This is a genomic window from Amycolatopsis sp. NPDC051903 (assembly GCF_044452505.1).
In the GTDB taxonomy this organism is placed as follows: Bacteria; Actinomycetota; Actinomycetes; order Mycobacteriales; family Pseudonocardiaceae; genus Amycolatopsis.
On record NZ_JBITBT010000005.1, the window covers coordinates 276,209 to 301,057 of the forward strand.

24 protein-coding genes are annotated in these 24,849 nt (G+C 72.0%); 13 read left to right on the forward strand and 11 right to left on the reverse strand.

What is annotated here, in order from left to right; genetic code table 11:
• Nucleotides 1-117: 117 nt before the first annotated feature.
• Complete coding sequence (locus ACIA77_RS15205; RefSeq protein ID WP_395886465.1) at nt 118-1,275, reverse strand: FAD-binding oxidoreductase; 1,158 nt, start codon at nt 1,273-1,275, stop codon at nt 118-120.
• A gap of 70 nt (nt 1,276-1,345) precedes the next feature.
• Between ACIA77_RS15205 and ACIA77_RS15210 the strand changes: the two genes are divergently transcribed.
• Entirely contained in the window at nt 1,346-2,221 is an 876-nt protein-coding gene (locus ACIA77_RS15210) for a LysR family transcriptional regulator (RefSeq protein WP_395886466.1), read from the forward strand.
• Nucleotides 2,222-2,225: 4 nt separating this feature from the next.
• Here ACIA77_RS15210 and ACIA77_RS15215 read toward each other — a convergent pair whose 3' ends face one another.
• The 4 genes from ACIA77_RS15215 to ACIA77_RS15230 form a co-directional block, all read right to left on the reverse strand.
• Entirely contained in the window at nt 2,226-7,133 is a 4,908-nt protein-coding gene (locus tag ACIA77_RS15215) for an AAA family ATPase (protein WP_395886467.1), read from the reverse strand.
• 126 nt (nt 7,134-7,259) lie between these two features.
• Nucleotides 7,260-7,700 carry a GbsR/MarR family transcriptional regulator gene (locus ACIA77_RS15220; protein WP_395886468.1) on the reverse strand — a complete coding sequence of 147 codons (441 nt, stop codon included), beginning with the start codon at nt 7,698-7,700 and terminating at the stop codon, nt 7,260-7,262.
• A gap of 4 nt (nt 7,701-7,704) precedes the next feature.
• Nucleotides 7,705-8,544, reverse strand: coding sequence for a class I SAM-dependent methyltransferase (locus ACIA77_RS15225; RefSeq protein WP_395886469.1), 840 nt, complete (start codon nt 8,542-8,544; stop codon nt 7,705-7,707).
• A gap of 59 nt (nt 8,545-8,603) precedes the next feature.
• Nucleotides 8,604-9,143: an antibiotic biosynthesis monooxygenase gene (locus ACIA77_RS15230; protein WP_395886470.1), complete on the reverse strand. Its 540-nt coding sequence runs from the start codon at nt 9,141-9,143 to the stop codon at nt 8,604-8,606.
• Between the two features lie 113 nt (nt 9,144-9,256).
• On the opposite strand from ACIA77_RS15230, the gene ACIA77_RS15235 reads away from it, so the two are divergent.
• From ACIA77_RS15235 to ACIA77_RS15245, 3 genes are read left to right on the forward strand one after another with little or no spacing between them, the layout of a single operon-like run.
• Nucleotides 9,257-10,054: an oxygenase MpaB family protein gene (locus tag ACIA77_RS15235; protein ID WP_395886471.1), complete on the forward strand. Its 798-nt coding sequence runs from the start codon at nt 9,257-9,259 to the stop codon at nt 10,052-10,054.
• 40 nt (nt 10,055-10,094) lie between these two features.
• The gene (locus tag ACIA77_RS15240; protein ID WP_395886472.1) at nt 10,095-11,054 is read left to right on the forward strand and encodes a DNA polymerase domain-containing protein; all 960 of its coding nucleotides are present in this window, start codon (nt 10,095-10,097) and stop codon (nt 11,052-11,054) included.
• Nucleotides 11,054-12,115, forward strand: a complete 1,062-nt coding sequence (locus ACIA77_RS15245) for a DUF2332 domain-containing protein (protein WP_395886473.1) — start codon at nt 11,054-11,056, stop codon at nt 12,113-12,115. Before ACIA77_RS15240 ends, ACIA77_RS15245 begins: the two co-directional genes overlap by 1 nt.
• Here the strand turns inward: ACIA77_RS15245 and ACIA77_RS15250 are convergent.
• Genes ACIA77_RS15250 through ACIA77_RS15265 form a run of 4 tightly spaced genes read right to left on the reverse strand, consistent with a single transcriptional unit; the run spans nt 12,094 to nt 14,518 of the window.
• Entirely contained in the window at nt 12,094-12,369 is a 276-nt protein-coding gene (locus ACIA77_RS15250) for a hypothetical protein (RefSeq protein WP_395886474.1), read from the reverse strand. The genes ACIA77_RS15245 and ACIA77_RS15250 overlap by 22 nt on opposite strands.
• Entirely contained in the window at nt 12,366-13,112 is a 747-nt protein-coding gene (locus ACIA77_RS15255) for an SAM-dependent methyltransferase (RefSeq protein ID WP_395886475.1), read from the reverse strand. The genes ACIA77_RS15250 and ACIA77_RS15255 overlap by 4 nt, the downstream gene beginning before the upstream one ends.
• 7 nt (nt 13,113-13,119) lie before the next feature.
• Complete coding sequence (locus ACIA77_RS15260) at nt 13,120-13,518, reverse strand: 6-pyruvoyl trahydropterin synthase family protein (RefSeq protein ID WP_395886669.1); 399 nt, start codon at nt 13,516-13,518, stop codon at nt 13,120-13,122.
• A 25-nt stretch (nt 13,519-13,543) separates the two neighbouring features.
• On the reverse strand, nt 13,544-14,518 hold the full coding sequence (locus ACIA77_RS15265; RefSeq protein WP_395886476.1) for a zinc-binding alcohol dehydrogenase: 975 nt from the start codon (nt 14,516-14,518) through the stop codon (nt 13,544-13,546).
• A 69-nt stretch (nt 14,519-14,587) separates the two neighbouring features.
• On the opposite strand from ACIA77_RS15265, the gene ACIA77_RS15270 reads away from it, so the two are divergent.
• Together ACIA77_RS15270 and ACIA77_RS15275 are read left to right on the forward strand one after the other, a co-directional pair.
• A complete protein-coding gene (locus ACIA77_RS15270) occupies nt 14,588-15,379 on the forward strand; it encodes a CDP-alcohol phosphatidyltransferase family protein (RefSeq protein ID WP_395886477.1) in 792 nt (263 codons plus the stop codon).
• Nucleotides 15,380-15,488: 109 nt separating this feature from the next.
• Nucleotides 15,489-15,845, forward strand: coding sequence for an LLM class flavin-dependent oxidoreductase (locus ACIA77_RS15275; protein ID WP_395886478.1), 357 nt, complete (start codon nt 15,489-15,491; stop codon nt 15,843-15,845).
• Here ACIA77_RS15275 and ACIA77_RS15280 read toward each other — a convergent pair.
• Nucleotides 15,749-16,186, reverse strand: coding sequence for an LLM class flavin-dependent oxidoreductase (locus tag ACIA77_RS15280; protein ID WP_395886479.1), 438 nt, complete (start codon nt 16,184-16,186; stop codon nt 15,749-15,751). The two genes, ACIA77_RS15275 and ACIA77_RS15280, sit on opposite strands and share 97 nt — an antisense overlap.
• Nucleotides 16,093-18,816: a BTAD domain-containing putative transcriptional regulator gene (locus ACIA77_RS15285; protein WP_395886480.1), complete on the reverse strand. Its 2,724-nt coding sequence runs from the start codon at nt 18,814-18,816 to the stop codon at nt 16,093-16,095. The genes ACIA77_RS15280 and ACIA77_RS15285 overlap by 94 nt, the downstream gene beginning before the upstream one ends.
• Before the next feature lie 205 nt (nt 18,817-19,021).
• On the opposite strand from ACIA77_RS15285, the gene ACIA77_RS15290 reads away from it, so the two are divergent.
• The 7 genes from ACIA77_RS15290 to ACIA77_RS15320 all read left to right on the forward strand — a co-directional run bounded on the left by ACIA77_RS15290 (nt 19,022) and on the right by ACIA77_RS15320 (nt 24,658).
• The gene (locus ACIA77_RS15290; protein ID WP_395886481.1) at nt 19,022-19,948 is read left to right on the forward strand and encodes a hypothetical protein; all 927 of its coding nucleotides are present in this window, start codon (nt 19,022-19,024) and stop codon (nt 19,946-19,948) included.
• 59 nt (nt 19,949-20,007) lie between these two features.
• A complete protein-coding gene (locus ACIA77_RS15295; protein ID WP_395886482.1) occupies nt 20,008-21,429 on the forward strand; it encodes a neutral zinc metallopeptidase in 1,422 nt (473 codons plus the stop codon).
• 48 nt (nt 21,430-21,477) lie between these two features.
• Nucleotides 21,478-22,293, forward strand: a complete 816-nt coding sequence (locus ACIA77_RS15300) for an SAM-dependent methyltransferase (RefSeq protein WP_395886483.1) — start codon at nt 21,478-21,480, stop codon at nt 22,291-22,293.
• A 55-nt stretch (nt 22,294-22,348) separates the two neighbouring features.
• Entirely contained in the window at nt 22,349-22,777 is a 429-nt protein-coding gene (locus ACIA77_RS15305; protein ID WP_395886484.1) for a hypothetical protein, read from the forward strand.
• A 123-nt stretch (nt 22,778-22,900) separates the two neighbouring features.
• Nucleotides 22,901-23,983 carry a hypothetical protein gene (locus ACIA77_RS15310; RefSeq protein ID WP_395886485.1) on the forward strand — a complete coding sequence of 361 codons (1,083 nt, stop codon included), beginning with the start codon at nt 22,901-22,903 and terminating at the stop codon, nt 23,981-23,983.
• A gap of 2 nt (nt 23,984-23,985) precedes the next feature.
• Nucleotides 23,986-24,363 carry a hypothetical protein gene (locus tag ACIA77_RS15315; protein ID WP_395886486.1) on the forward strand — a complete coding sequence of 126 codons (378 nt, stop codon included), beginning with the start codon at nt 23,986-23,988 and terminating at the stop codon, nt 24,361-24,363.
• Nucleotides 24,356-24,658 (forward strand): hypothetical protein, encoded by a 303-nt coding sequence (locus ACIA77_RS15320; RefSeq protein WP_395886487.1) that lies wholly within the window; start codon nt 24,356-24,358, stop codon nt 24,656-24,658. Before ACIA77_RS15315 ends, ACIA77_RS15320 begins: the two co-directional genes overlap by 8 nt.
• Nucleotides 24,659-24,849: the final 191 nt, after the last annotated feature.

The window sequence follows — 24,849 nt, forward strand, 5'->3', positions numbered from 1 at the left end:
CCTCACGTGGTGGGGACAGGTGCTGCGGCCGTCCATCCAAATCAGCCGACACCAACGCCACGTGAACATCCGCCGAGCGCCCACTGGCCCCCTGCCGACGGTTGGGCGTAGCCGCCCTCACGAGCCGGGCTGGAACGGCTGACCGTAGACGAAACTACGCAAACGCCCCGTCGCCGCAAGGGGGTCGAACAGTTTCGCGTGCGCGGCCCGGATCGGGTCCGGACCGGTGGTCTCGACCACGGAGAGCGCACGCACCGTGTACCGCGACTCCGGCGTGAAGTCCGGGGCGTTCGAGCGCGTGTACGCGCCGCCGAGGAGGTCGATGATCAGGACGGTCGGGACGGGGGCGCCGGGACCCGCGTGTTCGAGGATCGCGTCGAGGGTGGTGTCGGGCAGGTGCGCGACGACGCGGTTGTCGCCGAGGTAGGCGTGCGGGATCGGGGGTTCGGCGGCGATCGAGCCGGACTCCGTGAACGGCATGGTCGTGAGCGTGTCCAGCAGCGGTCCGTGGGCGCGCAGGGGCGCGACGAGCTCCGGCCCACCGGCCTCGAGGTGGGCGACTCGGACGTGCGCGATGTGCTTGCCCCGCAACGGTTCCGGGACCATCGGCAGGTCCGGGTACGGGATCAGCGCGAGCGACGTCGTGAGCGCGTCCGGGAGGTCGGTGGTCCAGTCACGCCAGGCGCGCAGAACGTCGGGCAGCTGCGGGGTGTCGAAGTACAGGCCGCCGCCGTAGAGGCTGGTCACGGGGACGAGGCCGAATTCCAGCGCGGTGACGACGCCGGCACCGGCGTCGGTGTACGTCGTGCGCTCGATCGTGCCGTCGGCGGTCACGACGTCGGCGGAGTGCACCCGGTCCGACGCGAGCCCGTAGCGCCGGCCGAGCAGGCTGAACCCGCCGCCGAGGGTGTAGCCGACGACGCCGACGCCGGGTGCCGAACCGCTGAGCGGCGCCAAGCCGTGCTCTGCGGCGGCCTCGATGACCGCGCCCCACGTCGTGCCCGCGCCGACGTGCGCGACGGCCCGGGCCGGGTCGATCACGACGTCCGTCATGCCGCGCGTCGAGATCAGCACTCCCTCGGCCGGCGTCCGGCGGCCGTGTCCGGTGGCTTCGACGTCGACCGTCAGGCCGTGGGCGTTCGCGTGAAGCACGGCGTCGGCGACGCCCTGCGCGCTCTCCGCGGCAACGACCAGCTCGGGGGCCGATCGGACGCCCGCCTGGAAGCCGGCGGTGGCGGCAGCGTAGCCGTCCTGAGCTGGGGTGAAGGTTTTCATGCGGCCAGCGTCGCGGGAATTCGACGAGAAGTCCAAGAGATAGTGCTTCCTGGAGCTAGCATCAGCGGTTATGGAACTGCACCAGCTCGAGTACTTCGTGGCCGTCGCCGAGGAAGCGAACTTCACGCGGGCCGCGGCGCGGATGCACGTCGCGCAGCCCGGTGTCAGCGCGCAGATCCGGCGGCTCGAACGCGAGCTGGGGCAGCCGCTGTTCGACCGGTCGGGCCGCGCGGTCCGGCTGACCGACGTGGGCGAGGCCGCACTGCCCCACGCGCGAGCGGCGCTCGCCGCGGTGGCCGCGGTGCGCGAGACCGTGGCCGAACACGAGGGCCTGGTGCGCGGTCAGGTCGCGATGGGGATGGTGACGTCGGCGGGGCCGGTCGCGTTGCCGGACTTCCTGGCGGGCTTCGCGGAACGCTACCCGGGCGTGGAGATCACGTTGGGGGAGGCCAATTCCGACGTCATGGTCGACGCGTTGCGCGACGGTCAGCTCGACGTCGCGGTGATCGGCCTCGCCGACGGTGTCCCGGCCGGGCTGGCGACGCAGGTGGTGCTCGACGAGGCGCTGGTCGCCGTCGTCGCGCCGTCGGACGTCCTGGCCGATCGGACCGAGGTGACGCTGGCGCAGCTGTCCGAGCGGTCGCTCATCTGCCTGCCGAAGGGGACGGGGTTGCGCGGCGTGCTGGATCGCGCGTTCGCGACGGCCGGGTTGCACCCGCGGGTGACGCTCGAGGCGAGTGACCCGAACGTGCTGGCGCAGCTGGCGATGCGCGGGCTGGGCGTGGCTCTCGTGCCCGAATCGCTGGCCCGGTACTACGCCGAACAGCTGCACCCGGCGCTGCTGCGGCCGCGGCTGCGGGGACAGCTGGCGCTGGCGTGGCGCGCGGGCGGTCCCACCGGCCCGGCGGCCCGCGCGCTGATCGACTTCGCCCGCTCGGTGCTGTGACCCGTCACTTGTCCATTGTGGACGTGTGAGCGGGGACCTCGAGCGGAAGCTCCGCCTGTAGGCTGGTTCCCGCGCCTTCCGGGCTCTCGAGGCGGAGGTGGCCCCCGACCGCTTCGACCCGGTCTTTGAGGCCGAGCAACCCGGTGCCCAGGGTGAAATCGGCGCCACCGACGCCGTCGTCGCGGACCGCGATGCGCAGCACGGCCTCCGCGGCGTCGTAGCGGACTGCCACCGCGGCCGACGAAGCGCGTGCGTGTTTGGCCGCGTTGGTCAGCGCCTCCGCGATGATGAAGTACGCACTGACCTCGACGTGCTCGGGCAGCGGCTGCGGCAGGTCCACGTCGAGCTCGACCGGGACCGCCGAGCGACGGCCGAGCGCGCGCACAGCCGGCGCGAGCCCGCCCGTGTCGAGGATCCCGGGGTGGATGCCGCGGGCGATCTCGCGCAGCTCGTCGAGCACGCCGGCCGCTTCGGTGGCGAGGTCGCCGAGATCGGCGGCCAGTTCGCCCAACTCCGGTGGCACCTCCGCCCGGGCCGAGTGCAGCCGCAAGGCGAGCGAGACCAGCCGCTGCTGAGCACCGTCGTGCAGGTCCCGCTCGATGCGCTGGCGCGCCTGGTCTGCGGCCGTGACGAGCCGGGCCCGCGACGCGGTGAGCTGCGCGTACAGCTGGGCGTTGTCGAGGGAAACGGCGAGCTGGCTCGCGATGAGCTTGACCGCGTCGAGCCGGTCCGCCGTGAACGCGCCGCGGATCAGGCGGTTGTCCAGCAGCAGCGCTCCGCGCAGGGTGCCGCGGCTGAGGATCGGCACCGCGAGCAGCGAGCAGCACCTGAGGTCGGCGAAGCACGGGTCGTGGGCGAAGCGGTCGTCGCGGGTGACGTCGTCGACGACGATCGGAGCCTCGGTCCGGCGGACGTACCGCAGCACCGACCTCGGCACCGCGGCGTCGGCCGCGGCGTTCGCGGGGGCGGGCAGGAGCCAGTCCTGCCGGTCGTCGCTCCACAGCGCCAGGTGGACGCCGGTGGCCCCGGTCATCGCGCTGAGCACCTCGACGACGCGCGAGTGCAGGCAGTCGATGCTCGTCTCGGAGCTGAGCGCCTGCGACGCCGACAGGATCCCGAGCAGGTCGAGGGTGCCCGTCGTGACCGTCGAGCGCAGGTGGGCGGCGGGCCGGGTGCCGGCGTCGGGTCCCGAGCGCAGCGCGGGGTACGCCCAGTCCAGCTGCGCCACCTTCGCGGTCGCGCCCCACGCGGCGTAGTCGTCGCGAGCGCGCGCCAGCAGGTCGAAACCGGTGTGCTCGATCCCGTGCGCGAGGTGGAAGCGCGCCGCGCGCTCGGCGATCAGCGCCCGGTGCCACGGACGCGCGCGCTGGACGACTTCCCGCCGCGCCGCGTCGAAGGCGCGGACGGCGCCCCGGAAATCACCGGCGACCCAGGCGCGTTCGGCCTCGGCCAGCCGCAGCAGGTGCAGGAAGTTCTCCGGTGCGTCCCCGACCCGAGTGGCCAGCCACAGCACCTCTTCGTCCACTTCGGACAGTAGGGCGGCGCGTTCGGTGTCGCCGGCCGCGCGGGCCTGTTCGGCGAGGGCGAGCCCGTGCAGCAGCCGGGCCTCGGCGGTGGCGTAGAAGCCGGCGGCAGCGGGCAGGAGCACCATCGCGTCCTTGCTGTGCCGCGCCAGGTCGGCCGGTTCACCGAAGAGGACGGCCGCGACGGCGTGGCACAGGTGCGCGTAGAACAGCGCGAGCGGATTGTCGGCGAAGCGGTCGAGCGGGATCGGATCGCCGGTGGCGGCGGGACTTTCGCCGCGGAGCACGTCGGCCAGCCACCGGTAGCTGTCGAGCCACTGGCCCGTCTGCTCGTTGCCGGTCCGGCGCAGGAAGGCGAACCCCTCGTCGACCTCCGCGACGAAGTTCTCCAGCGTCGGCGCGCAGTCCGCCAGGTACGGCACGGACAGCTGGTAGGTGTACCCCGCGTAGGCCAGATCGCCGGCCGCGATCAACCCGCTGCGGGCCTGCCGGGCCGCGCGGACCCCGTTCTCGATCGGCTCGAACCAGCCGCTGAGCGCGGCGAACATGTGTCGGGCCTGCGACGTGCCGGGCTCGTAACCGCGGGCTTCGCCCAGCGCCACGATCCGTTGCAACGCCCGGTACCCGGCCGAGTACGCGCCGCGTTGCGCTCCCGCGTGGTATGCGGCGTGGCTCGCCGGGCCGACCAGGGTCGGGCCCGGGCCGTGCTCGAGCCAGATCCGCAGGGCTTCCAGCCCCAGCCACGCGATCAAGTCGGGGTCGGCGACGAAGTAGGCCGTCGGCAGCGCCGCATCGATCAGGCGGCTCGCGGCCAGCAGGGCGGGGTCGGTGAGGTCCGGCCGGCTCAGCTCGTCGGCCGGGTCGCTGTGGTCCAGCCAGTGGTACAGACCGTCGAACCGCTCGTCGACTTCGGCGGGCAGCCGTTCCGCCGCGGGCACGTCGAGGCCGCATTCCCGCAGCGCTTCCAGGCCCAGGCTGATCGCTTCGGCGAACTGGGTCTGGTGGCTCAGGCTGCGTACGTGGACCGCGGTCGCGCCGGCGCGGTCCACCGCGCTCGGGCGCAGCTGTTCGATGATCCGGTACTCCGCGTCGGCTTCCGCCAGGCGCCCCGAGCTGAAGAGCGCCGCCTGACGGGCGGTGCGCAGCTCGGCCACCAGGTCCTGCTCGGCGGGATCGGCCGTCCGCAACGCGGCCGCGAGGAGCGCGCTCACCCGCGCGTAGTCGCCGGTCAATGCGGCTTGGTCGGCCGCGCGCCGCAGCAGCTCCGTCACCCGCTGCCGTTCCGCGGGAGCACCGACCGCGTCGAGCACCGGCAGGTACTGGTCGGCCGCGACCGCGAACAGGTCGGGCGCCCGCGCCAGCCGGCGCGCCATGGCCAGGTGCAGCGCCGGCCGCCGAGGGCCGAGCGTGGGCAGCACGGACTCGCGGATGCGGTCGTGGCGGAACCGCACCGCACCGGGCGCGCCGTCGGCCGGCACGAGGAGTCCCTCGTCGAGCGCGGGGGCCAGGCGCTGGGCCACCACGGCGGCCGCCTCGCCGGTGGCGGTCTCCAGCACCGCCGTCTCGACCTGCCCGCCCAGGCAGGCCATCGCCTCGACCAGCTGCCGCGACGGCGGTGGCAAGGCGTCGAGCCGCGCGGCCAGCAGGTCGCCGACCTCGGCCGGGCCGAGGTGAGCGCGCACCACGGCCGGGTCCCAGCGCCAGCCCGCCGCAGTCGCGGTGAGCACGCCCTGGCGGCTCAGCGAGTTGAGCAGCTGCACGGTTTCGTAGGGGTTGCCGGAGGTGCGCGGCTCGATCACTTCGACGAGCCGGGCGGCCGCGGCGGCGTCCGTGCGCAGCGTTTCGGCGACCATGGCGACCAGGCTCGGCGCGGTCAGGTTCCGCAGCCGCAGGTGCCGCACGCCGGCCCGGTCGCGGGCCCGCGCCAGCAGGGCCGCCGGCTCGGCCTCGCCGGCTCGCTGCGCACCGACGAGCAACAGGCCGGGGATCGGCTCCTCGTCCAGCAAGAGGTCGACGAACCCGAGCGGCCCGCGCCCGGCCCACTGCAGGTCGTCGAGGAACAGCACCACCGGCCGCTCCCGTGCGGCGACCGCCCGCAGGATCCGGACGCTGTTGTGCTGCGCCCGCGATTGCGCCGTGAGCGGATCGCCGGGATCGGGCGGCACCCCCAGCAGCGCGGCGAACTCCGGCACCACCGCCGTGACCAGGCCGGCGTTCGGGCCGACCGCGTCGAGGATCCGCCGCCGCACGCGGGCCAGCTCGCTCTCCGGCTCGGCCAGCAGCAGCCGGCCCAGCGAGCGGAACGCCTGGTAACAGCCGTCGAACTCCAGATCGCGCCGGTACTGGTCGAACTTGCCCGCCAGGAACCAGCCGCCCTGGTTGGTCACCGCCGGCCGCAGTTCGCCGACGAGCGCGGTTTTGCCCACGCCGGCCGCGCCGCTGACCAGCACGGCCCGGCACCGGCCCGCCCCGGCGTGCTCGAACGCCTCGCGCAGCGCGGCCACCTCGGCGTCACGCCCCACGAGGCGGGGCGGCGCCGTCAGCCCGGGCGGGAAGTCGTGTTCACCGATGCGCAGTGGTCCCGTGGCGCGCCCGGCGCGGGCGTCCCGCAGCCGGGCCAGGTCGTGGACGACCCCGTCGGCGGTCTGGTACCGGTTGTCCGGTTCCTTCTCGAGCAGGCGCGAAATGATCCCGGGCAGCGGTGCCGGCAGCGCCGGGTTGAGCTCGTCCGGTGGCACCGGGACCTGAGCCAGGTGGTCGTGGGTGAGGCGCAGCGGGTCACCGGAGCCGAACGGCGGCGCACCCGTGGCCAGTTCGTAGAGCGTCGCGCCCAGCGAGTACAGGTCGGCCCGCTGGTCCACCGAACGGCCGGTCCGCCCGGTCTGCTCCGGCGCCAGGTACGCCAGCGTCCCCACGATCTCGCTGCGCTCGGCCAGGTGGGCGTCCGGCAGCGACCTGGCCAACGCGAAATCCACCAGGCACGGGGCGCCGCCGCGGGAGATCACCACGTTCGCGGGCGTGATGTCCCCGTGCAGCACCCCGCGCCGGTGCACGGCGGCCACGGCTTTCGCCAGCCCCAGCCCGACCCCGATCAGGACGTCCGCGGGCAGCGGCTCCGCCACCTCGGCCAGGTTCGTGTCACCGGCGTCGGCCAGCACGATCGCCCCCGCGTACCGCGGCGTCTCCACGAGCTGCGCGACTCCCGGCACCCCGCGAAGCCGCTCCAGCACGGCCTGTTCGTGCCCCAGCCGCCGCTGCGCGTCCGGCCCCAGCGGCTGTTTGCAGACAACGGTCCGCCCGGCGACGGACAACCGGACGACGCGGGTGCGTGCGGTCTCGCGGAGGACGGCGACCCGAGCGGACGGATCCTGTTCCGGCAGCTCATCCATGCCCATCCGACACCTCCACGCACCGCCGGATCCACCGCAAACTCTGCCTACACCTGTTTCGGCGCGATGGCGACCCCCTTGGCCGGAGGTAAATCGTTTCCCGTTCGGCGCGGCCGGCCGCGAACCTCAAGCAGGCGGTGGGTGTTCCACCGCCAGTTTCTGGAGCCACGACATCGAGGTTTCGGCGGCGCGGATGCGTGCCGAGCGCGGCCCGTCGCCGGTGAGCTCGAGGCCCTCGTGCGCGATGGCGGTGAAAGTGGACAGTCCCGCGAGCTTGCGCAGCACCACTTTGCGCCACGCGTCGTCCTCGATGCGGAAGTAGGTGGTGCGATCGCCGGCTCGGCGGACGCGGCGCACGAGCTCGATGGCGGTGAGGTAACGCATGGTGGAGGTCAGCGACGCGCGGCTGGCGCCGATCGCCTCGGCGATCGAGCCGGCGGACTGCTCCGCCGGCTCGCAGACCATCAGCCAGCCCAGCACGCGCCCCGTGATCGGCGGCAGCCCCCACTCGTCCACGCAGAAGGTGGCCACGCGCTCCACCCACGCCAGCGCCGCGTCGTCGGTCATGCGATCACTGTGCCACGCCGAATTCGTAGCGCAGCACACCCTGGTCCATCCGCGCGAGCCACGGGATCCGCGCCATCAGCCGCGACCGGAAGCGGTAGCCGGGTGGCATCTTCGCGACGTCCGGCGAGTCGATCAGCCGCCGCTGCTCGACGAAGCGCAACGCCGGCGCCCAGCGTTCGACGTCGTGCGGGTCGTCGAAACCGTCGTTGAGCGCGATGCCGAGCCTCTTCACCGCCGGCAGCACCCGCGGCAGCATCCGCGACGACAGCCGCGAGTACCCCAGGATCAGCAGCGCGCCCCGGTCGAAGTGCGCGGTCACCCGGTTGAGCAGCGCCGGGAACGACCGGGGTGACATGAACGGGTACAGCCCGTCCAGCACCGCGACCATCGGCCGGTCGGCCGGCAGGTGGTCCAGCCAGTCGCCCGCGGCGAGCTCACCGGCCACCGGGTGCACGCCTTCGGCCTCCGGGTACAGCCGCCGGCGCAGGTCGATCACGGTCGGCAGGTCGACGTCGTACCAGTCCACGCCCGCCGGCCGCCGCACGCGGTACGCGCGGCTGTCGAGCCCGCAGCCGAGGTCGAGCACCACAGCGTCCGGGTTCCGGTCGACGAACTCCTGGACCCAGCGGTCGAAGATGACCCCGCGGATCCCGACGCTCAGGCGCTCCTTCAGGTCGAGCTTCGGCGTCGGCCCGAGTCGCGCGAAGTCGTAGTCCACAGCCTCGACCAGGCGTTTCGCGTGCGGATCGGCCAGGATCGGCAGCTGGGCGGCGGCGTCCAGGGCGCGGGCGTGGAGCGTGATGAACGCGGTCTCCTCGACCCCGCTCAGTGCGGCAGTGTTCACGTTGACCCCCTTTGTAGTAATTTCAGTCTTTACTGAAACGGCTGGCAAAGTCAACGACCTCAGCGGATCCCTGACACCGGCCGGAACCGCCGCACTGTGCTGCCCGCCACCCCCGGAAACGCTTGCACCAGCGCGAACTTCGGCGACGACCCGACGACGCCCGTCGACCCCAGCGCGTCGAGGTGGGCGGCTTCGCTGGTCCACTCCGCGTAGTTCGCGACGCGGGTGCCGTCGGCGCTGAGGTGGAAGTGGGCGCCGAGCCCGCCGGGGTGGGGGTCCGAATCGGCGAGGGCCTCGAAGACGAGGTCGACCCACGCCCGCAGCCGGGCTTCGTCCGGCCCGTCGAACCGGACGGACACCAGGACCACGCAGCCGGGCGGCGGGGCTTCCGGCCGGCGGGCGCTGCGGTAGAGCCGGTACTCGCTGCCGTCCGCGGGCGGGTAGGTGCCCCACTGCTCGTAGGTGAACCAGCCTTCGGCGCCCGCGAACGTCGTGTGGGTCAGCGCCTCTGGTGCCGCGGTGACCAGCGGCGGCGCGCCGCCGCCCTGGCGGATCCGCACGGTCGTGACGTCCGGGCGGGCCGGGTCGGGGTAGCTCATGGGTGCTCCTTCCGGGATCGGGCGCCCAGCGTCGAACTTCAAGCCGTCTTGAAGTCAAGCGTGTCTTGACGATCTGTAAACAAAGGCGTTTCCTTGGTGCCCGAGGAGGCGCGATGGGTGATGTGCTCGGGAAGGCGATGGTCGGCATCGGGCTCATGGCCGGCAGCGCCAACGTGATCATGCAACTCGGCTGGCCCCCGGTCGGCTACGGCGTGCTGGAGAGCCGCGTCGAATCGGGGAACCTGTTCAAGCACCCGCTGAAACGCGCGCGCACCACCGGCACCTACCTCGCCGTCGCGGCCTTCGGCACCGACGACGAGCGCGCGGCGTACCGGCGCGCGGTCAACCGGTCCCACGTCCAGGTCAAGTCCACAGCGGACAGTTCGGTGGCCTACAACGCGTTCGACCCCGAGCTGCAGCTGTGGGTCGCCGCGTGCCTCTACAAGGGACTCGAAGACGTGCACACGGCGTTCTTCGGCGGCACCCCGTCCGAAGCGCTCTACGCCGAAGCCGTCGTGCTCGGCACCACGCTGCAGGTGAAACCCGAGATGTGGCCGCGCGACCGCGAGGCGTTCGCGGACTACTGGCAGCGCGGGCTCGGCGCCGTCCGCATCGACGGCCGCACCCGCGCGTACCTGCGCGACATCGTCGACCTGAAGTTCCTGCCCCAGCCGTTCCCGCTGGTCTTCGGCGCGTTCCACCGCTTCGTCACCACCGGGTTCCTGCCGCGCAGCTTCCGCGAGCAGATGCAGCTGCGCTGGTCCCCGGCCGACCAGCGGCGGTTCGACCGCCTGACGCGCGCGCTCGGTTACCTCGTGCTGCGGTTGCCCGCCCGCGTGCAGTACTTCCCCTACAACGCCTACCTGCGCGACCTCCGCAAGCGCCGGCGGGCCGGCCGCCCGCTCGTCTGAACCGGTTGACCGGCGTCGTCGGCTGGGCGAGGCTGGGTCGATGAGCAGCGACGAAGTCCGCGAGGGCGTCTCCCTCACCCACCTCGACCAGCCGCTGTTCGCCGATGCCGGCGCGACCAAACGCGACCTGGTCGACTACCTCGACGCGGTGTCCGACCGCTTGCTGCCCGTGCTGCGCGACCGTCCGTTGTCGGTCGTGCGCGTGCTTCGCGGGCAGGACGCGTTCATGCAGAAGAACCTGCCGAAGTACACGCCGGAGTGGGTGCCGCGCGTGAAGCTGTGGGCGGAGAGTTCGAAGCGGGAGGTGTCGTACGCGCTGTGCAACGACCGCCCCACGCTCCTGTGGTTCGGCAACCAGCGCGCGATCGAGTACCACCCCACGCTCACGCACTCCGACGTCGCCGCCGGCCCGACGCACCTCATCCTCGACCTCGATCCACCGGAGGGCGCGCCGTTCTCCGTCGCGGTCGCGGGCGCGCGGCTGTGCCGCCAGGCCCTGGCCGACGCGGGGCTGTCCGGCGCGCTGAAGACCAGCGGGTCCAAAGGGGTCCACGTGTTCGTGCCGCTCGCGCCGGGTCAGGCGCACGAGGACGTCGCCGCCGCGACGCGCGCGGTCGCCGCCCGAGCCGAACGCCTCGACCCCGCGCTCGCCACCACGGCGTTCATCCGCGAAGACCGCCACGGCAAGGTGTTCCTGGACTCGACGCGGGCCGGCGGCGCGACCGTCGTGGCCGCCTACAGCCCGCGCGTGCGGCCCGGTCTCACCGTGTCGTTCCCCATCCCGTGGTCGGCGGCCGACGACGTCACCCCGCGCGACTTCACCGTCCACACGGCACTCGGCCTGCTCGGCGACACCGACCCGTGGACGGCGGAAATGCCTGCGCCGCAAGTGCTTCCGGACGACCTCGTCGCGGAAGGATACACGATCCCGATCGCCCGCGTCGCCGCGATGCACGAAGGCAAGCGCCGGGCCCGCGCGCGCCGCCAGGCCGACGAGTAGTGGGCGCGCTCGCGCAGGCGTACCGGCGATTCGGTGAGGTCGACGCGGCCGGACAGCTCTACGAACGCGTCGCCGTCGCCCTGAGCGAGTCCGCGGAGGCGTTACGCGCCATCGAGAAAGCGCCCGCGCGCAAGCGGCGTCCGGAGCTGATCCTCGCCGCGCTGCACGACCTCGCGCTGGCCGGCCACGCACCGGCGCTGGCCGCGGCCTACGCCGCCGCGGACGCCGACGCGGCGGCTGCGGCGGCGATCGACTCACTGGTGCGGCTGACCGACGAGGTGGTGGACCTCGTCGCCCGCCGGCGGCCGCGGACCGGCGAGACCGGCCGCGGCGCCGTGCTGCACCCGCTCGTCGCCGAGGCGGCGCACCGGGCGGGCGCGACGGCGGTCGGGCTGATCGACGTGGAGTGCGGGGCCGGCTTCAACCTCACCGTCGACCGCGTCGGGATCACCTATGACACCGGCCCGGCCCTGGGTGACCCGTCGTCGCCGGTGCAGCTGTCGTGTTCGATCGTGGGCGACCGGCCCGCGCCGGAGCGCGCGTTTCCGGAGGTCGTCGCCCGCGTCGGAATCGATCGCGAGCCCCTCGACGTCACCGACCCGGACGACGCCCGCTGGTTGCGCGCCTGCGTGCAGCCCGACCAGCCGGAACGGGCCGCTCGACTGGCGGCGGAGCTGGCGCTGGCAGCGAAGGCCCCTCCGCTGCTCCTGCGCGGAGACGCCGTCGAGCTGCTGCCCGCCGCCCTCGCCCGGGTGCCCGCCGACGCGCTGCCGGTGGTCACGACGACGTGGGCGCTGTCGCGCTTCCCTGCGCAGCGCCGCGTGCGCTTCGTCGAACGCCTCGAAGCCGCGGCGGCCGCCCGGCCGGTCGCGTGGGTGTCCGCGGAGGGCGTCGCGGTCGCCCCCACCGTGCCGACCTACGGCGACCGCCCCGCCTCCGGCCACAGCATCCTCGGCGTAGCGGTGTCCGACGGCCCGGTGCTGCGGACCGAAGCCGTCGGCCGCTGCTGGTCACGCGGCCGCCTGCTGGCGTGGCTGGGTCAAGAGGTCGCAACAGCATGACCTCGTCCGGTGCCCCAGATGACGGCGAACCAGTTGTCTTCGCCGGTGGTTGTGGCGGCCAAAGGATCGGGCCAGTCGTCGAGGTGGGCGCCGCCGGCGTCGACGTGGTACTGGCCTTCCTCGCTGCGCGGGTCCAGTACCACGTCGTCGCCGTAGCGAATGGTGATGGCGATGTCACCAGGATCGCGAACTGTCCGCCGGCCCCCAACCCGCGCTCGGTGACAGAGGGCCGCCTGCTGGCGTGGCTGGGTCAAGGCAGCGCCAGCAGGTCTTCGTGCTCGACCGTCACCGTTTCGAGCGCGCGCGCCCGGTACGCCGGCAAGTCCAGCTCCGGGTTTTCCTCCGCCGCCGCGGAAACCCAGCCGCGGAACCACGTGTCGATCAGCGCCGAGTCTCCTGGGCCGAGGTGCCACGGCGACGGCGCGCGGTGCACCGTGAACCCCCGCGCGGCGAACTCGGCGGCGGCGAACGTGACCGCGTCCGGGCCGAGCCGGCCGTCGCGTTGCTGGTGCGCGTTGAACGCCGCCTCGACGGCGGCGTCGAGCGGGTCCGGCGGAGTCAGCGTCACCCGGCCGACCACCGACAACGTCAGCAGCGCCGGCACCCGCGCCGCGGCGCACGCCTCGACGAGGCGGCGGATCTCGTCGACCGTGAACAGGTCCAGCAGCGCCGACGCGGTGACCAGCGACGTGCCGGCCAGGTCCGCCGCGGTGAGCCGCGTGACGTCGCGGACCTCACCCGTCGCGTCGGGTACCCCCGCCGCGGCCAGCTTCACCAGCGTCGGGTCCCGGTCGTGCAGGAACCAGCGCTGCGGGCGCGGCAGCCGGCCCGTGAGCCAGCGGCTCATGGAACCGGTGCCGCAGCCCAGGTCGCGGACGACGACGGGCGCGCGCAGCGAGAGGGCGTCCACAAGGGACGCTGCCCGCGCCGCGGCGTCGGCGCCCTCGCGCAGCCGCAGCCATTCCGGTGCGTAGCCGGAAGCGTCCACAGTGCTCATCGGCTGCTCACAGCGAGCGTTCGTACCCGGCCGAGGCGACGTGCGACTCGTGCAGCGTCACCGAAATCCCGGACAGCCCGTGCGCGCCCTCGCCGAGCTCGCCCGCGTGCACGCGGTCCGCGAGCCGGTCGGCGATGACCTTGGCGAGGAACTCCGTGGAGGTGTTGACGCCTTCGAACGCCGGGTCGTCGTCGAGGTTGCGGTAGTTGAGGTCGGCCAGCACAGCGCCCAGCTGTTGCGTCGCCAGGCCGATGTCGACGACGATGTTGTCGGAGTCGAGTTCGGTGCGGCGGAAGGTGGCGTCGACGACGAACGTGGCGCCGTGCAGCTTCTGCGCCGGACCGAAGACCTCGCCGCGGAAGCTGTGGGCGACCATGATGTGGTCGCGGACGGTGACGCTGAACAAGTGGTTCTCCTTCATGAATCGACGATCACAGGTAGACGATCCGGTGCGCGAGCCCCGGCAGGTCCCCGCCGGCGAGGCGGGCGATCAGGTCCGGCAGGTCCGCGAACGCGGTTTCGCCGGTCACGAGCACGTCGAACGCCGGGTCGGCGAGCAGCCGCAGCGCGAGCGCCATGCGGTCGCCGTAGCCGCGGCGCGCGGAACGGGCGGGGGAGACGGTGCCCACCTGGCTGCTGCGGATGGTCAGCCGCCGCGAGTGGAAGTTCTCCCCGAGGGGCACGCTCACGCGGCGGTCGCCGTACCAGCTCAGGTCGACGACGGTGGCCTCGCGGCCGAGCAGCTCCAGCGACCGGGCGAGCCCGGCGTCCGTGGCGCTGGCGTGCACCACGAGGTCGAGGTCGCCCTCGGCGTCCTCGGGCCGGACGTAGCGGATGCCGAACGCGGCCGCGATCTTCTCCCGCGCCGGGTCGGTGTCCACGAGCTGGACGTCGACGCCCGGGAAGCGGGACAGCAGCCCGGCGACGCTGCTGCCGACCATGCCGGCCCCGACCACGGCGATCCGGTCGCCGACCAGGGGCGCGGCGTCCCACAACGCGTTGACGGCCGTCTCGATGGTGCCCGCGAGCACGGCGCGGGCGGCCGGGACGTCGTCCGGCACGACCGTGACCGCGGACGCGGGGACGACGAACTCGGTCTGGTGCGGGAAGAGGGAGAACACGGTGCGTCCGGCGAGCCCGGCGGGCCCGGCCTCGACGCGGCCGACGTTCAGGTAGCCGTACTTCACCGGGAAGGGAAAGTCGCCCTCCTGGAACGGCGCGCGCATCACCTCGTGCTGGCTCTCGGGCACGCCGCCGCGCAGCACCAGGCTCTCCGTGCCGCGGCTCATGCCCGAAAAGAGCGTGCGGACCAGCACTTCGTCCGGTCCCGGCTCCGGCACCTCCACCGCCCGGATCTCACCGGTTCCGGCGGATTTGAACCAGAAGGCCTGTCCCGTACGTGTCATGGTCGTCCTCCTCTGCCGCGAGATCGAGGCGATATGGCTGTCACCACCACTACACGATCACGTTCCACCGTGGGTTCACTCGTTCGGCAGCAGGCCGCGGGTGCCACAGCCCTGGTGGCCCTGCTGGGCGCGCTCGCCCTGACCGTCGGCCTCGGCGCCGGCGGCTGGACAGCGGGCCTGGCCTACGCCGTCGGCCTGTGGGCGCTGCTCGCCGGCGCCGCCCGCAAGGCCGGCGCCCGGTCGCTCGGCCCCGCCGACCACGTGACCCTCGCTCGCGCCATCCTCATCGGTGGCGTCACGGCGCTGGTCGCAGACCACCCGATCGGCGGAGCGCCGCTGGGCGTGCTCGTGCCGCTCGCGTCGGTCGCACTGGCCCTGGACGCCGTCGACGGCCAGGTCGCGCGCCGCACCGGCACGTCGTCCGCACTGGGCGCCCGCTTCGACATGGAGTCCGACGCGTTCCTCATCCTCGTGCTCAGCATCCTGGCCGGCGCCACGTTCGGCTACTGGGTGCTCGCGATCGGCCTGATGCGCTACGCGTTCGTCGCGGCCGCCTGGGTGTTGCCGTGGCTCAACGGCGAGCTGCCGCCCAGCCGGGCCCGCAAGACGGTCGCCGCGCTGCAGGGCGTGCTGCTCGTCGCCGCGGTCTCGCACTTGCTGCCCGCCGTGGCCGGCCTGGGCGTCGTGGTGCTCGCCCTGGTGCTGCTCGTCTGGTCCTTCGGCCGGGACGTCGGGTGGCTCCGCCGGGCCGCCGTCGCGGCCGCTGCCCCACCGCCGCCTCCTGCGCCCCGCCCGACGTGCGTCGTCCGCCCCCGCTCGGCCCTGCACCGCTCCCACCACCTCGCGACCCGCAACCCGTAACCGCCTCCCCGACGAGACGGGGATCACGCGCGAACGTTGCCCGCTTTTCCCCGCGCCGCGGGGCCTACCGGGTAGGCAACGGCCCGAGGTGGACCCGACGTGGTTCCGGATGCCGGACCCGTTCGGCTCACTGGGCCCCGTGGCCGCGGTGCCCGAACGGCTCAAGCCGATCCTCGCGGTGACGCTGCTGGTGCCGCGGGACCCGATCGTCTTCACCGAGGAAGCCGCGACGCTCGACGACCTCCCGGCCGGGCGGCTGATCGTCGGCGTCGGCAACGTGCTCGACGAACTGCGCAACCACAGCGTCGCGCCGGCCGAGCGCGGCAAGGTCTTCGACGAGCGCATCGACGCCGTGAAACGCCTGTGGACTCAGGAAAGGCCGAGTTCCACGGCACCTACGTCGACTTCGACCCCGTGTACAGCTGGCCCGAGGAGGGCGACGCGGTCCACGCCGAGGTCTTCGTAGGCGTGGATGAGCGCCGCGTCAGTCGGCGTGCAGGTGACGGTCACGGGTACCGCGCGGCCCGCACGGTCGCGCAGGTCGCCGATGAAGGCGCGCAGATCGGCGACGGGCAGGGACGGTGCGAGCCAGCCGTCACCGCGATCGGCCGTGCGGCGCAACGCGGCCTTGCTCCAGCCGCCGAGGTACAGGGGCGGGTGCGGGCGCTGCACGGGTGGCAGCCACCTTGACCGCGGCGCCGGCCAACCTCGCGTCACTCCTCGGCTGCTGAGGCCAGCTTCCCGTCCATCCGCTCCGCGTCCCCCGCCCGGCCGTGGGCCCGGAACAGCTCCCGCGCCCGGTCCCACGCCTCCCGCGCCGCCGGTGCGTCGCCCAGGGCCGCGTGCGTGTCGCCGAGGTTGGCGAGGATCACCGGCTCGTCGTACGCGTCGTCGGTTTCCCGGGCGAGCGCCAGGGCCGCGCCGTAGTGCGCCAGCGCCACCTCGTACTCGCCCAGTGCCTGCGCGATGTACCCGAGACTGTCCAAAGTCACCGTTTCCGCGCGGTGGTGGTTGTGCTTGCGGCACAAGGCCAGCGCCTGTTCGCAGTACTCCCGCGCCTGCCCGAGCCGGCCGAGTTGCGCGGTGTACCAGCCGATCGTGTTCAACGCGTCGGCTTGGCGCAGGCCGTTGTCCCGAGCCCGGTAGTGCTCCAACGCGGCCGCGGTGTGGCGGAGGGCGCCCTCGAAATCGCCGCTCTGCCCGAGTGCCCAGCCGAGCGCGCGCGAGGCGTCCGCGGTCAGATCTTCTTCCTGCGCAAGGGAAAGCGCGTCTCTCAGGTGCTCAAGTGCGTCGGCGTGTGACCCGACACGCGTGCGCGCCGTCCCGAGGTACATCAGCGTGATCGCCTGCGCCTCCTGCGAACCGAGCGCCCGCGCGGCCGCGAACCCGGCTTGCCACGCGGTGAGGTCCTCGACGAGCTGCCCGCGCAGCACGTGGAACCCGCTGAGGCTCCACGCGAGCTGCCACACGTCGTCGTGCGCGTCGCGGCGGCCCGCGGACTCCAGGGCCGCGCGGAGGCTGTGCTGCTCCTCGTCGAACCACCGCGTCGCGGCCCGGCGGTCGGCCAGCGGCAACGGCGGCCAAGCGGGCGCGGCCAGCCCGATCGACTGCCGTTCCGGGCGCAGCAACCGGTTCGCGGTGCCGGCGGTGTGCAGCAGGAAGTCCGTGAACCGCCGCAGCGCGTCGGCGCGTTCGGCCTCGTCGACGAGCTCGTCCGCGTACAGCCGCAGCAGGTCGTGCATCCGGTACCGGCCCGGCACGTGCTCGTGCACCAGGTGCGCGGCGACGAGCCCGCGCAACACCGCGCGCGGCCGCGAGAGCCCGATGAGCGCGGCGGCGCCGGCGAGGCTGACGTCCGGCCCCGGCGCCGCGCCCAGCAGCCGGAACACCCGAGCCGACTCGGGATCCAGCGCGTCGTAGGACCACGAGAACACCGCGCGCAGGTTCGTCGCCAGGTCACCGGCGTCGAGCGCGTCGAGCCGCGCCGTCGCGTCCCGCAGCTCCTGCGCCAGCACCTCCAGCCGGAACCGCGGGTTCGCGCCCGCCCGGCTCGCCACGACGCTGATCGCCAGCGGCAGTCCGCCGCACCAGCGCACGAGTTCGGCCACGGCCGCCGGTTCCGCGTCCACGCGCGTGGCCCCGAGGTGCTCGATCAGCAACTCCCGCGCCTCGCGGTCCGCGAGTTCGCCGAGGTCCAGCAGCTGCGCGCCGCGCACGCCGAGCCCGCCGAGACGGTTGCGGCTCGTGATCACCACCGTGCACGTGTCGCTGCCCGGCAGCAGTGGTTCGACCTGCGCCGCGTCGCGCGCGTTGTCGAGCACCACGAGCAGCCGTCGCCCGGCCGCGAGGCTGCGGTACAGCGCGAAACCGCGTTCGGGATCGGCCGGCACGGCCGCGGGCGCGACGCCGAACGCGTCGAGGAAGTGCCGCACCACCGATTCCGGGCGCAGCGGCGCGCCGGTCGGGTCGTAGCCGCGGAGGTTCACGTACAGCTGGCCGTCGGGGAAGCGCGTGAGGTGCTGGTGCGCCCACCGCAGCGCGAGCGAAGTCTTGCCGATCCCGCCGGCGCCGCCGATCGCCGAGATCGCGACCGTTCCCGACCCGCCGGCCATCACGGCGTCGAGCTCGGCCAGCTCCGCGTCGCGCCCGACGAACCACCGCGACGGCGCGGGCAACTGCCGTGGCACGGGCGTTTCGCGCGGCGGGCTGAGCTCCGGGTCGGTGAGGAGGATGCGCTGGTGCAGCTCCCGCAGCGCCGGGCCGGGGTCGGCGCCGAACTCGTCCGCGAGCCGGCGGCGGATCCGCTCGAACTCCTCGAGCGCACCCGCCTGCCGCCCCGCGCGGTAGCGGGCGAGCATCAGCTGGCCGGCGATGCGTTCGTCGAGCGGGTACGCGGCGGCGCGCTGCGCGGTGTCGGCGAGGACGGCGTTGTGCTCACCCAGCTGCAGCGCGAGGTCCGTCCGGTCGAGCTGCGCCGACAACCGTTCGGCGCCGAGCGTCTCGCGCATCGCTTCCGCCCACGGCGTGTCCAGACCGGCGAACGCGTCGCCGCGCCACAGCGCGAGGGCTTCGTCGAACAGGTCCGGCCGCCGCCCTTCGCGCGCCCGCGTGAGGAGTGACCGGAACAGCACCACGTCGACGGCCTCCGGTTCGACGCTGACCACGTAACCGCCAGGGCCGTGCTTGATCTCGACGCCGCCGGCGGCCGCGAGCGTGCGGCGCAGGCGGGAGAGGTAGCTGGCGAGCAGCCGGTGCGCGCGGTACGGCGGTTCGCCCGCCCACACGCGCTCGACGAGCCGCTCCGTCGGCACGGGCCGGTTCACGTCGGCGAGCAACGCCGCGAACACCCAGCGCTGCCGCGCGTGCCCGAGGTCGAGGGGCTCGCCGTCGAGGTGCGCCTCGACGGAACCGAGCAACCCGAACCGGACGGTGGTCATGGCCCATGCTTACCGCACCCGTGCCGTCGCGGTCGAGAAGGGCCGTGCTGTCGGGAAGTTCGGTGACCAGCGATTTCGGTGCGGCCGAGAAAAAGTTCGAACTCGCGTGAACCGATCGCGTACCCGGCCCCGTGTCACAGGCAACATCGGCTCCGGATCACCTCGGAGCCCCGGTTGAGCCCCTCGAAACCCTGGAGTTCCCACCATGTTCCGCAAGCAAGCTCTGTTCCTCGCTGCCTTCGTCACGGCCGGCGCGGCCCTCCTCTCCGCCTGCGGCGGCCAGACGGACGGCACCCCGAACGCGGCGCCCGCGTCCGCCGGTTCCGCTGTCGACGCCGGCGCCGGCGGTGGCCTCGACCTCCTGTCGGGCACTGCCCGCAGCAACAACGCCCCGACCGACACCGGTGACCTGGCCCCGGCGAGCGCGCCGGAGCAGGTCCGCACCAAGTGGGTTTCGCTGCGCGCCGGCAAGGCGGGCGACCTCAACCCGGTTGTCCTCAACGGCAAGGGCATGACGATCTACCGCTTCGACAACGACTCCGCGCACCCGTCGAAGTCCACTTGCAACGGTGACTGCGAGAAGAAGTGGCCGCCCGTCAAGGTCACGAAGGGCACGAAGGTGTTCCTCGCGGGCATCAAGAAGTCGGCGATCGGCGTCGTCAAGCGCGACGACGGTTCGCTGCAGCTGACGGTCGGCGGCTGGCCGGCGTACACGTTCTCGGGCGACAAGAACCCGGGCGACACCAACGGTGAAGGCGTCGGCGGCACGTGGTTCGGCATGAGCCCGACCGGTGGCAAGGTCCTGCCGCCGTCGTCCTCGAGCCCGTCGACGGACCCGTCCGCGCCTTCTTCCGACGACAACAGCAAGGCCGCCAGCAGCACGATCCTCTTCGACGACGCGTTCTTCAGCGACAACGGTGCTTCGCAGGGTCTGTCCTTCGGTGCCGGTGACAACGCCTGCCAGAACCTGGCCCGCCCGGACGTCACCTCGTCGCTGACCACCGACGGCGCGCTCAAGATCTGGAGCGGCAAGAACTGCACCGGCAAGTCCAAGGTCGTCACCGGGGACGTGCGCGACCTGTCCGCGCTCGGCTTCGACGACGCGATCGAGTCCGTCCACTTCGGCGCCTGATTCCCCTCGAGCCGGTGCGGCCCCCAAGCCGCACCGGCTCGTTTTCCTTTGGAGGAGCGATGACTTCGCGGTTCACGTGGGTGGCGACGCTGATCGCCGGTGCCGTGCTGCTGGCCGGGTGCACCACCGCCGTCCAGGGCAGTGCGGGTGTCGAGAAGCTCGACCCGGAGAAGGTCGCCGGCCTCGCCATCACCGACGGTCCCAGCGGTCCGAAGCAAGGCGTCGCGGACGCCGGCCTGCCCGTCGCGAACACCGACGGCGGCGCGATCGACAAGCTCGCCGCCAACGCTGTCGCCGACGTGCAGCAGTACTGGACCGAGCAGCTGCCCGACAGCTTCGGCAAGGACTACAAACCGGTGGGGCAGCTCATCTCCTACGATTCGCGCGGCCCGGGCCTGAACGTCTGCGGCTCCACGACCGCCGGCCTCGTGAACGCGTTCTACTGCCCCTCGGGTGACCTCGTCGCCTGGGACCGCGGCGAGCTCCTGCCCATGCTGAACGACTCGTTCGGCCCGATGTCCGTGGTCGCCGTGCTGGCGCACGAACTGGGCCACGCGGTGCAGACGCGGCTCGGCCTCAGCCCGAACACCCCGTCGATCGTGAAGGAGCAGCAGGCCGACTGCTACGCCGGCACGTTCTTCCGCTGGGTCGCCGAAGGGAATTCGCCGCACTTCCAGGTGTCCACCGGCACGGGCCTCAACCAGATCATGGCCACCCTGTTCTTCATCCGCGACTCCGCCGGTTCGAGCTTCGACACCGCCGGCGCCCACGGCAGCGCGTTCGACCGCGTGTCGGCGTTCCAGTTCGGGTTCACCGACGGCCCGAAGCGGTGCGCCGCCATCGACAACGCCGAAGTCGTGAGCCGCACCAGCCAGCTCCCGTTCTCCCAGAAGGACCTGTCCACAGGAGACGGCAAGGGCAACCTGGACGTCGACGACCCGGCGAACCTGCAGGACCTGGAAACCACTCTCCGCGCGGCCTTCCCGGGCTCGTCGCCCCAGCTGACCTCCGCCGCGGTGTCCTGTTCGGACGCTCGCGTGACCTCACCCGCCGCGTACTGCCCGTCGAGCAACACGGTGTCGGTGGACTTGTCCGCGTTGCGCCGCATCGGCACCCCGCCCTCCCGCGGCAACACCGGCGGATTCGGCGACTTCGCCGCGTTCGCCGAAGTCGCGTCGCGGTATGCGTTGTCCGTCGAGAAGTCCTCGGGTCTGCGCCTGGACGTCCCTTCGACGGGCCAGCTCACGGCCTGCCTCACGGGCATGTGGGCCGGCACCCTGACGCCCGACAAGAAGGGCGCGCTGGAGCTGTCGCCCGGCGACCTCGACGAGGCCATCGCCGAGCTGCTGTCGCCGAAGAGCGTCATCGCCTCCGACGCCTCGGGCACCGCCGTGCCGTCGGGCTTCGCCCGCGTGGAAGCCTTCCGCGCCGGCTTCACGTCCCCGAACGTCGCGACGTGCACGAGCAAGTACACCGGGTGATCTCCGGTGTGGCAAGCTGGGGCGAGGAGCGAGACGAACGGGGTTGACGTGACCGACACTCCAGGCACCGTGCCCGTTGGCATCGACCCGACCATGCCCTCGACCGCGCGGGTCTACGACGCCGCTCTCGGTGGTAAGGACAACTACGCGGCTGACCGGGAACTGCTCGACCGGATGATCCGGGACGTGCCCGAGGTGGTCGAGATGGCGCGGATGAACCGCGCCTTCCTCATCCGCGCGTGCCGCTTCCTCGCCGACAACGCCGGCGTCCGGCAGTTCATCGACTGCGGTTCCGGGCTGCCCACCGCGGAAAACGTGCACCAGGTCGTGCAACGCATCGACAACGACGCCACCGTGGTCTACACCGACAACGACCCCACGGTGCTCGCCCACGGCCGCGCCCTGCTCGTCGACAACGACCACACGCACATCATTGACGCGAACGTCTTCCATCCCGCCGAGGTACTGGAACACCCCCAGGTCCGCGCCACCATCGACTTCACGCAGCCGGTCGCCCTCCTGCACCTGGCCGACCTGCACTTCTACCCCGGCGACCCGGCGGCGCTCATGGCCCAGTACCTCGACGCGCTGCCGTCCGGCTCCTACGTCGTCGTGTCGCACGGCCTGAACCCGGAAAACGAGCACAGCCACGTCGCCCGCAAGTTCGAAGCGATCTACCGGGCCTCATCCGGCTCAGTCCTGTTCCGCACCCGCGCCGAAATCGAACGCATCCTGCACCCGTCGATGGACGTGATCACCCCCGGCTGGGTCATCCCCGGCGAATGGTGGCCCGACGGCCCCAACCTGAAACCGTGGACCCCCGGCGAACAGTGCGTGTGGGCGGCCGTCGCCCGCAAACCCTGACCGTTGATCACCGGGTGCCCTCTCTCGTATCTTTGCCACGAGGGAGGGCACTCTTTTGTCTGACGACTACTGCAAACACGACCTCGTGGTGACTTCCTGCGCCTACTGCAAACCCCCACCACCAGGCGTCTCACCTTCCGGCTGGCGCACCTCGACGGGCACGGCCTACCACAACTCCCCAGACTGCCCCTTACTCCTCCGCGGCCAGCGCTACGCCGCCTCCCGGGGCAACGACACCCACGCCCCCACACCCATCCACTGGTCCGACGTCGTCCCCGGCACCCTCGCCCCGTGCGAACACTGCTGCACCCCCACGACCTTCCGCCCCTGCTACGTCCTCGACGGCACGTCTTGGCTTCCCGGCCGCCTCTCCTGGGAACCCAAGCCCCGCCCCGACGGCCTCTGGCACGCCCGCGTCCTCTACACCCGCGACGGCGAGCAGATGGACACGATCCGCAATCAGCACGACGTTCGGCCGCGTTGAGCCGCCGGCGCCTTTGCCGGCGTTGACGACGTCCGCGGCCCTCTCGTCGGCCGTCTCCCGGGTGCGGGAGATCACTGCGACACCTACCATGTGAAGTCGAATGAACACGTAGAGGAGTGGCTTGTGGGGTTCACGGTGGATTCCTTCCAGGTCGGGCTCTACGGCGGCCTCGTGAAGAACCATCGGGATGATGCGCACGCAGCAGAAAGCTTCGCGTCCGGGAATCTGCAGATCGGCGCGCAGCCGGGGCTGATCGCCGAGCTCGTGGGAAGCCACGAACAGGCGAAGGCTGACATCCTCACGGCGCTGACCGCGCTCACTTCGGTTTGCGAGGCGAGCAGTGCGGAGCTCGACCGGGCTCGGCAGATGTACGACGGGATCGATGACGAAGCTGCCGCCCGCGTCGATCAGGCCTATCCCGACCCGGGTGGCCCTCCGCAAGTCCCCACCTTGCCCGGTATGCCCGGGGACACCAGCACGCAAGTTGTCCAGCAGGCCACGTTCCCGGCGGAGCGGCTCACGCCACCTCAGGCTGCGGAGTTCACCAATCCCATTCAGCTCGTGAACGATCTCGGCAACCTGATCAGTCCTGGATACTGGGTGCAACAGTTCTTGGACGCGACGATTCACGTAAACCCCGTCGAAGAGTTCTCAAACTGGGTGGCGGGTGACTGGGAACAGTTCGCAAAAGCGTCGGATGCCTTGAACTCGTTGTCTGCGTTCTCCGGCGATCTCGCGCAGGACTTGAAGGTGAACATCACCGCGCTGCTGACGACCTGGACCGGCAATGCGGCCAATGAGGCGTTCCACTACTTCAACGGCCTCGGTGACACCATCAACGGCTACGCCCAGGGTTTCTCTACGTTGTCGAGCAGGTATCGTGAAGCGGGCCAAGGTGTTTGGGAGTTCGCCGAGACCATCAGTGACATCATCCAGGACATCTTCGACAGCATATTCTGGGGTGTCATCGAGATCGCCGCGGGAGGTGTTCTCGCCGAAACTGTCGTCGGCCCAGCTGTTCTCTGGAGTCTTGCTGCTCTCGAGTGCAAGAATGTGGTCGATGGCTGGAAACAGATGACCAACTTGCTGATGAACGTGCAGAACACAATCCGGACAATCCACGGGAGCATCCTCGAAGTGATCGGTTCGGGCGGTGCTTTCGAGGCGCACCCGTTGCCGGCAGGTTACGACCACCCGGGAGCTTGACGATGCCCGAGCAAGGACCGCGATTCTCTGTAGATCCTCTCGTGGATCGTGGTCGTCGTGCACTGCTCGCCAAACTGGCGGCGAACACGGCCAAGCCAGGCATGGCTGAATTGGCGCGCGAGCTCCTGGCCGGCAACATCTCGCCGCGAGAGGCCGTGAACTCGAACGTCTACTCCGCCGTGCTCAACGACACGACGTCGGGGTTCACGCGGTGGTACGGAGCTCTGTCCGAAACCGAAAAAGATGCCAGCGCCGAATCGGGACGAGAAGCCTTGTTGCGATTGGCCGACGAGGACCAACAGGCACCACCGAAGCGCGCGTCGGCGCTCGCTCAGGATGAGGACGACGACTTCTCGGAAAGGGATTGGCTGGATGGCTGACAGCCCGGGTGGGTCGCCCCTGTACGACACGGACGCCATCCTCCGAAAAGCGTACTTCGGTGCGATGCTCCTCTGTGCCCTCTTCGCCGCGCTGGCGGTCTGGGGTGTGGTCCGCTACCCGCATTGGCTCTGGGCGGCGCCGATCGTCACCGCTGTCGTGGCGGCCTGGACAAACCAACGTGTGCGCAGCGTTTCCCGGCGCGCCGCCGCGGTGTGGTTCGGGCTGGCTACCCTCGTGCTGATCATCGGGTCTGGAGTCCTGCTGGGCGTGTCACTCCGGCTGGCCAAAGCCTGACTTTCGTCCGTTCTCGAAGCTCACCGCCCGAGAGCGTCGGACCCCACCCCGCTGTCACCATGGCCCACGGTTCGGCATCAAGGAACGGTTCCTCGACCCCAGCACCCGCGGCGTTGCCGACCGTGGCTCGGTCGTGTTCGTCCACGACCACCGCAATCGCGGCGCCGGTACGGCTACCCCGCGGCGACATC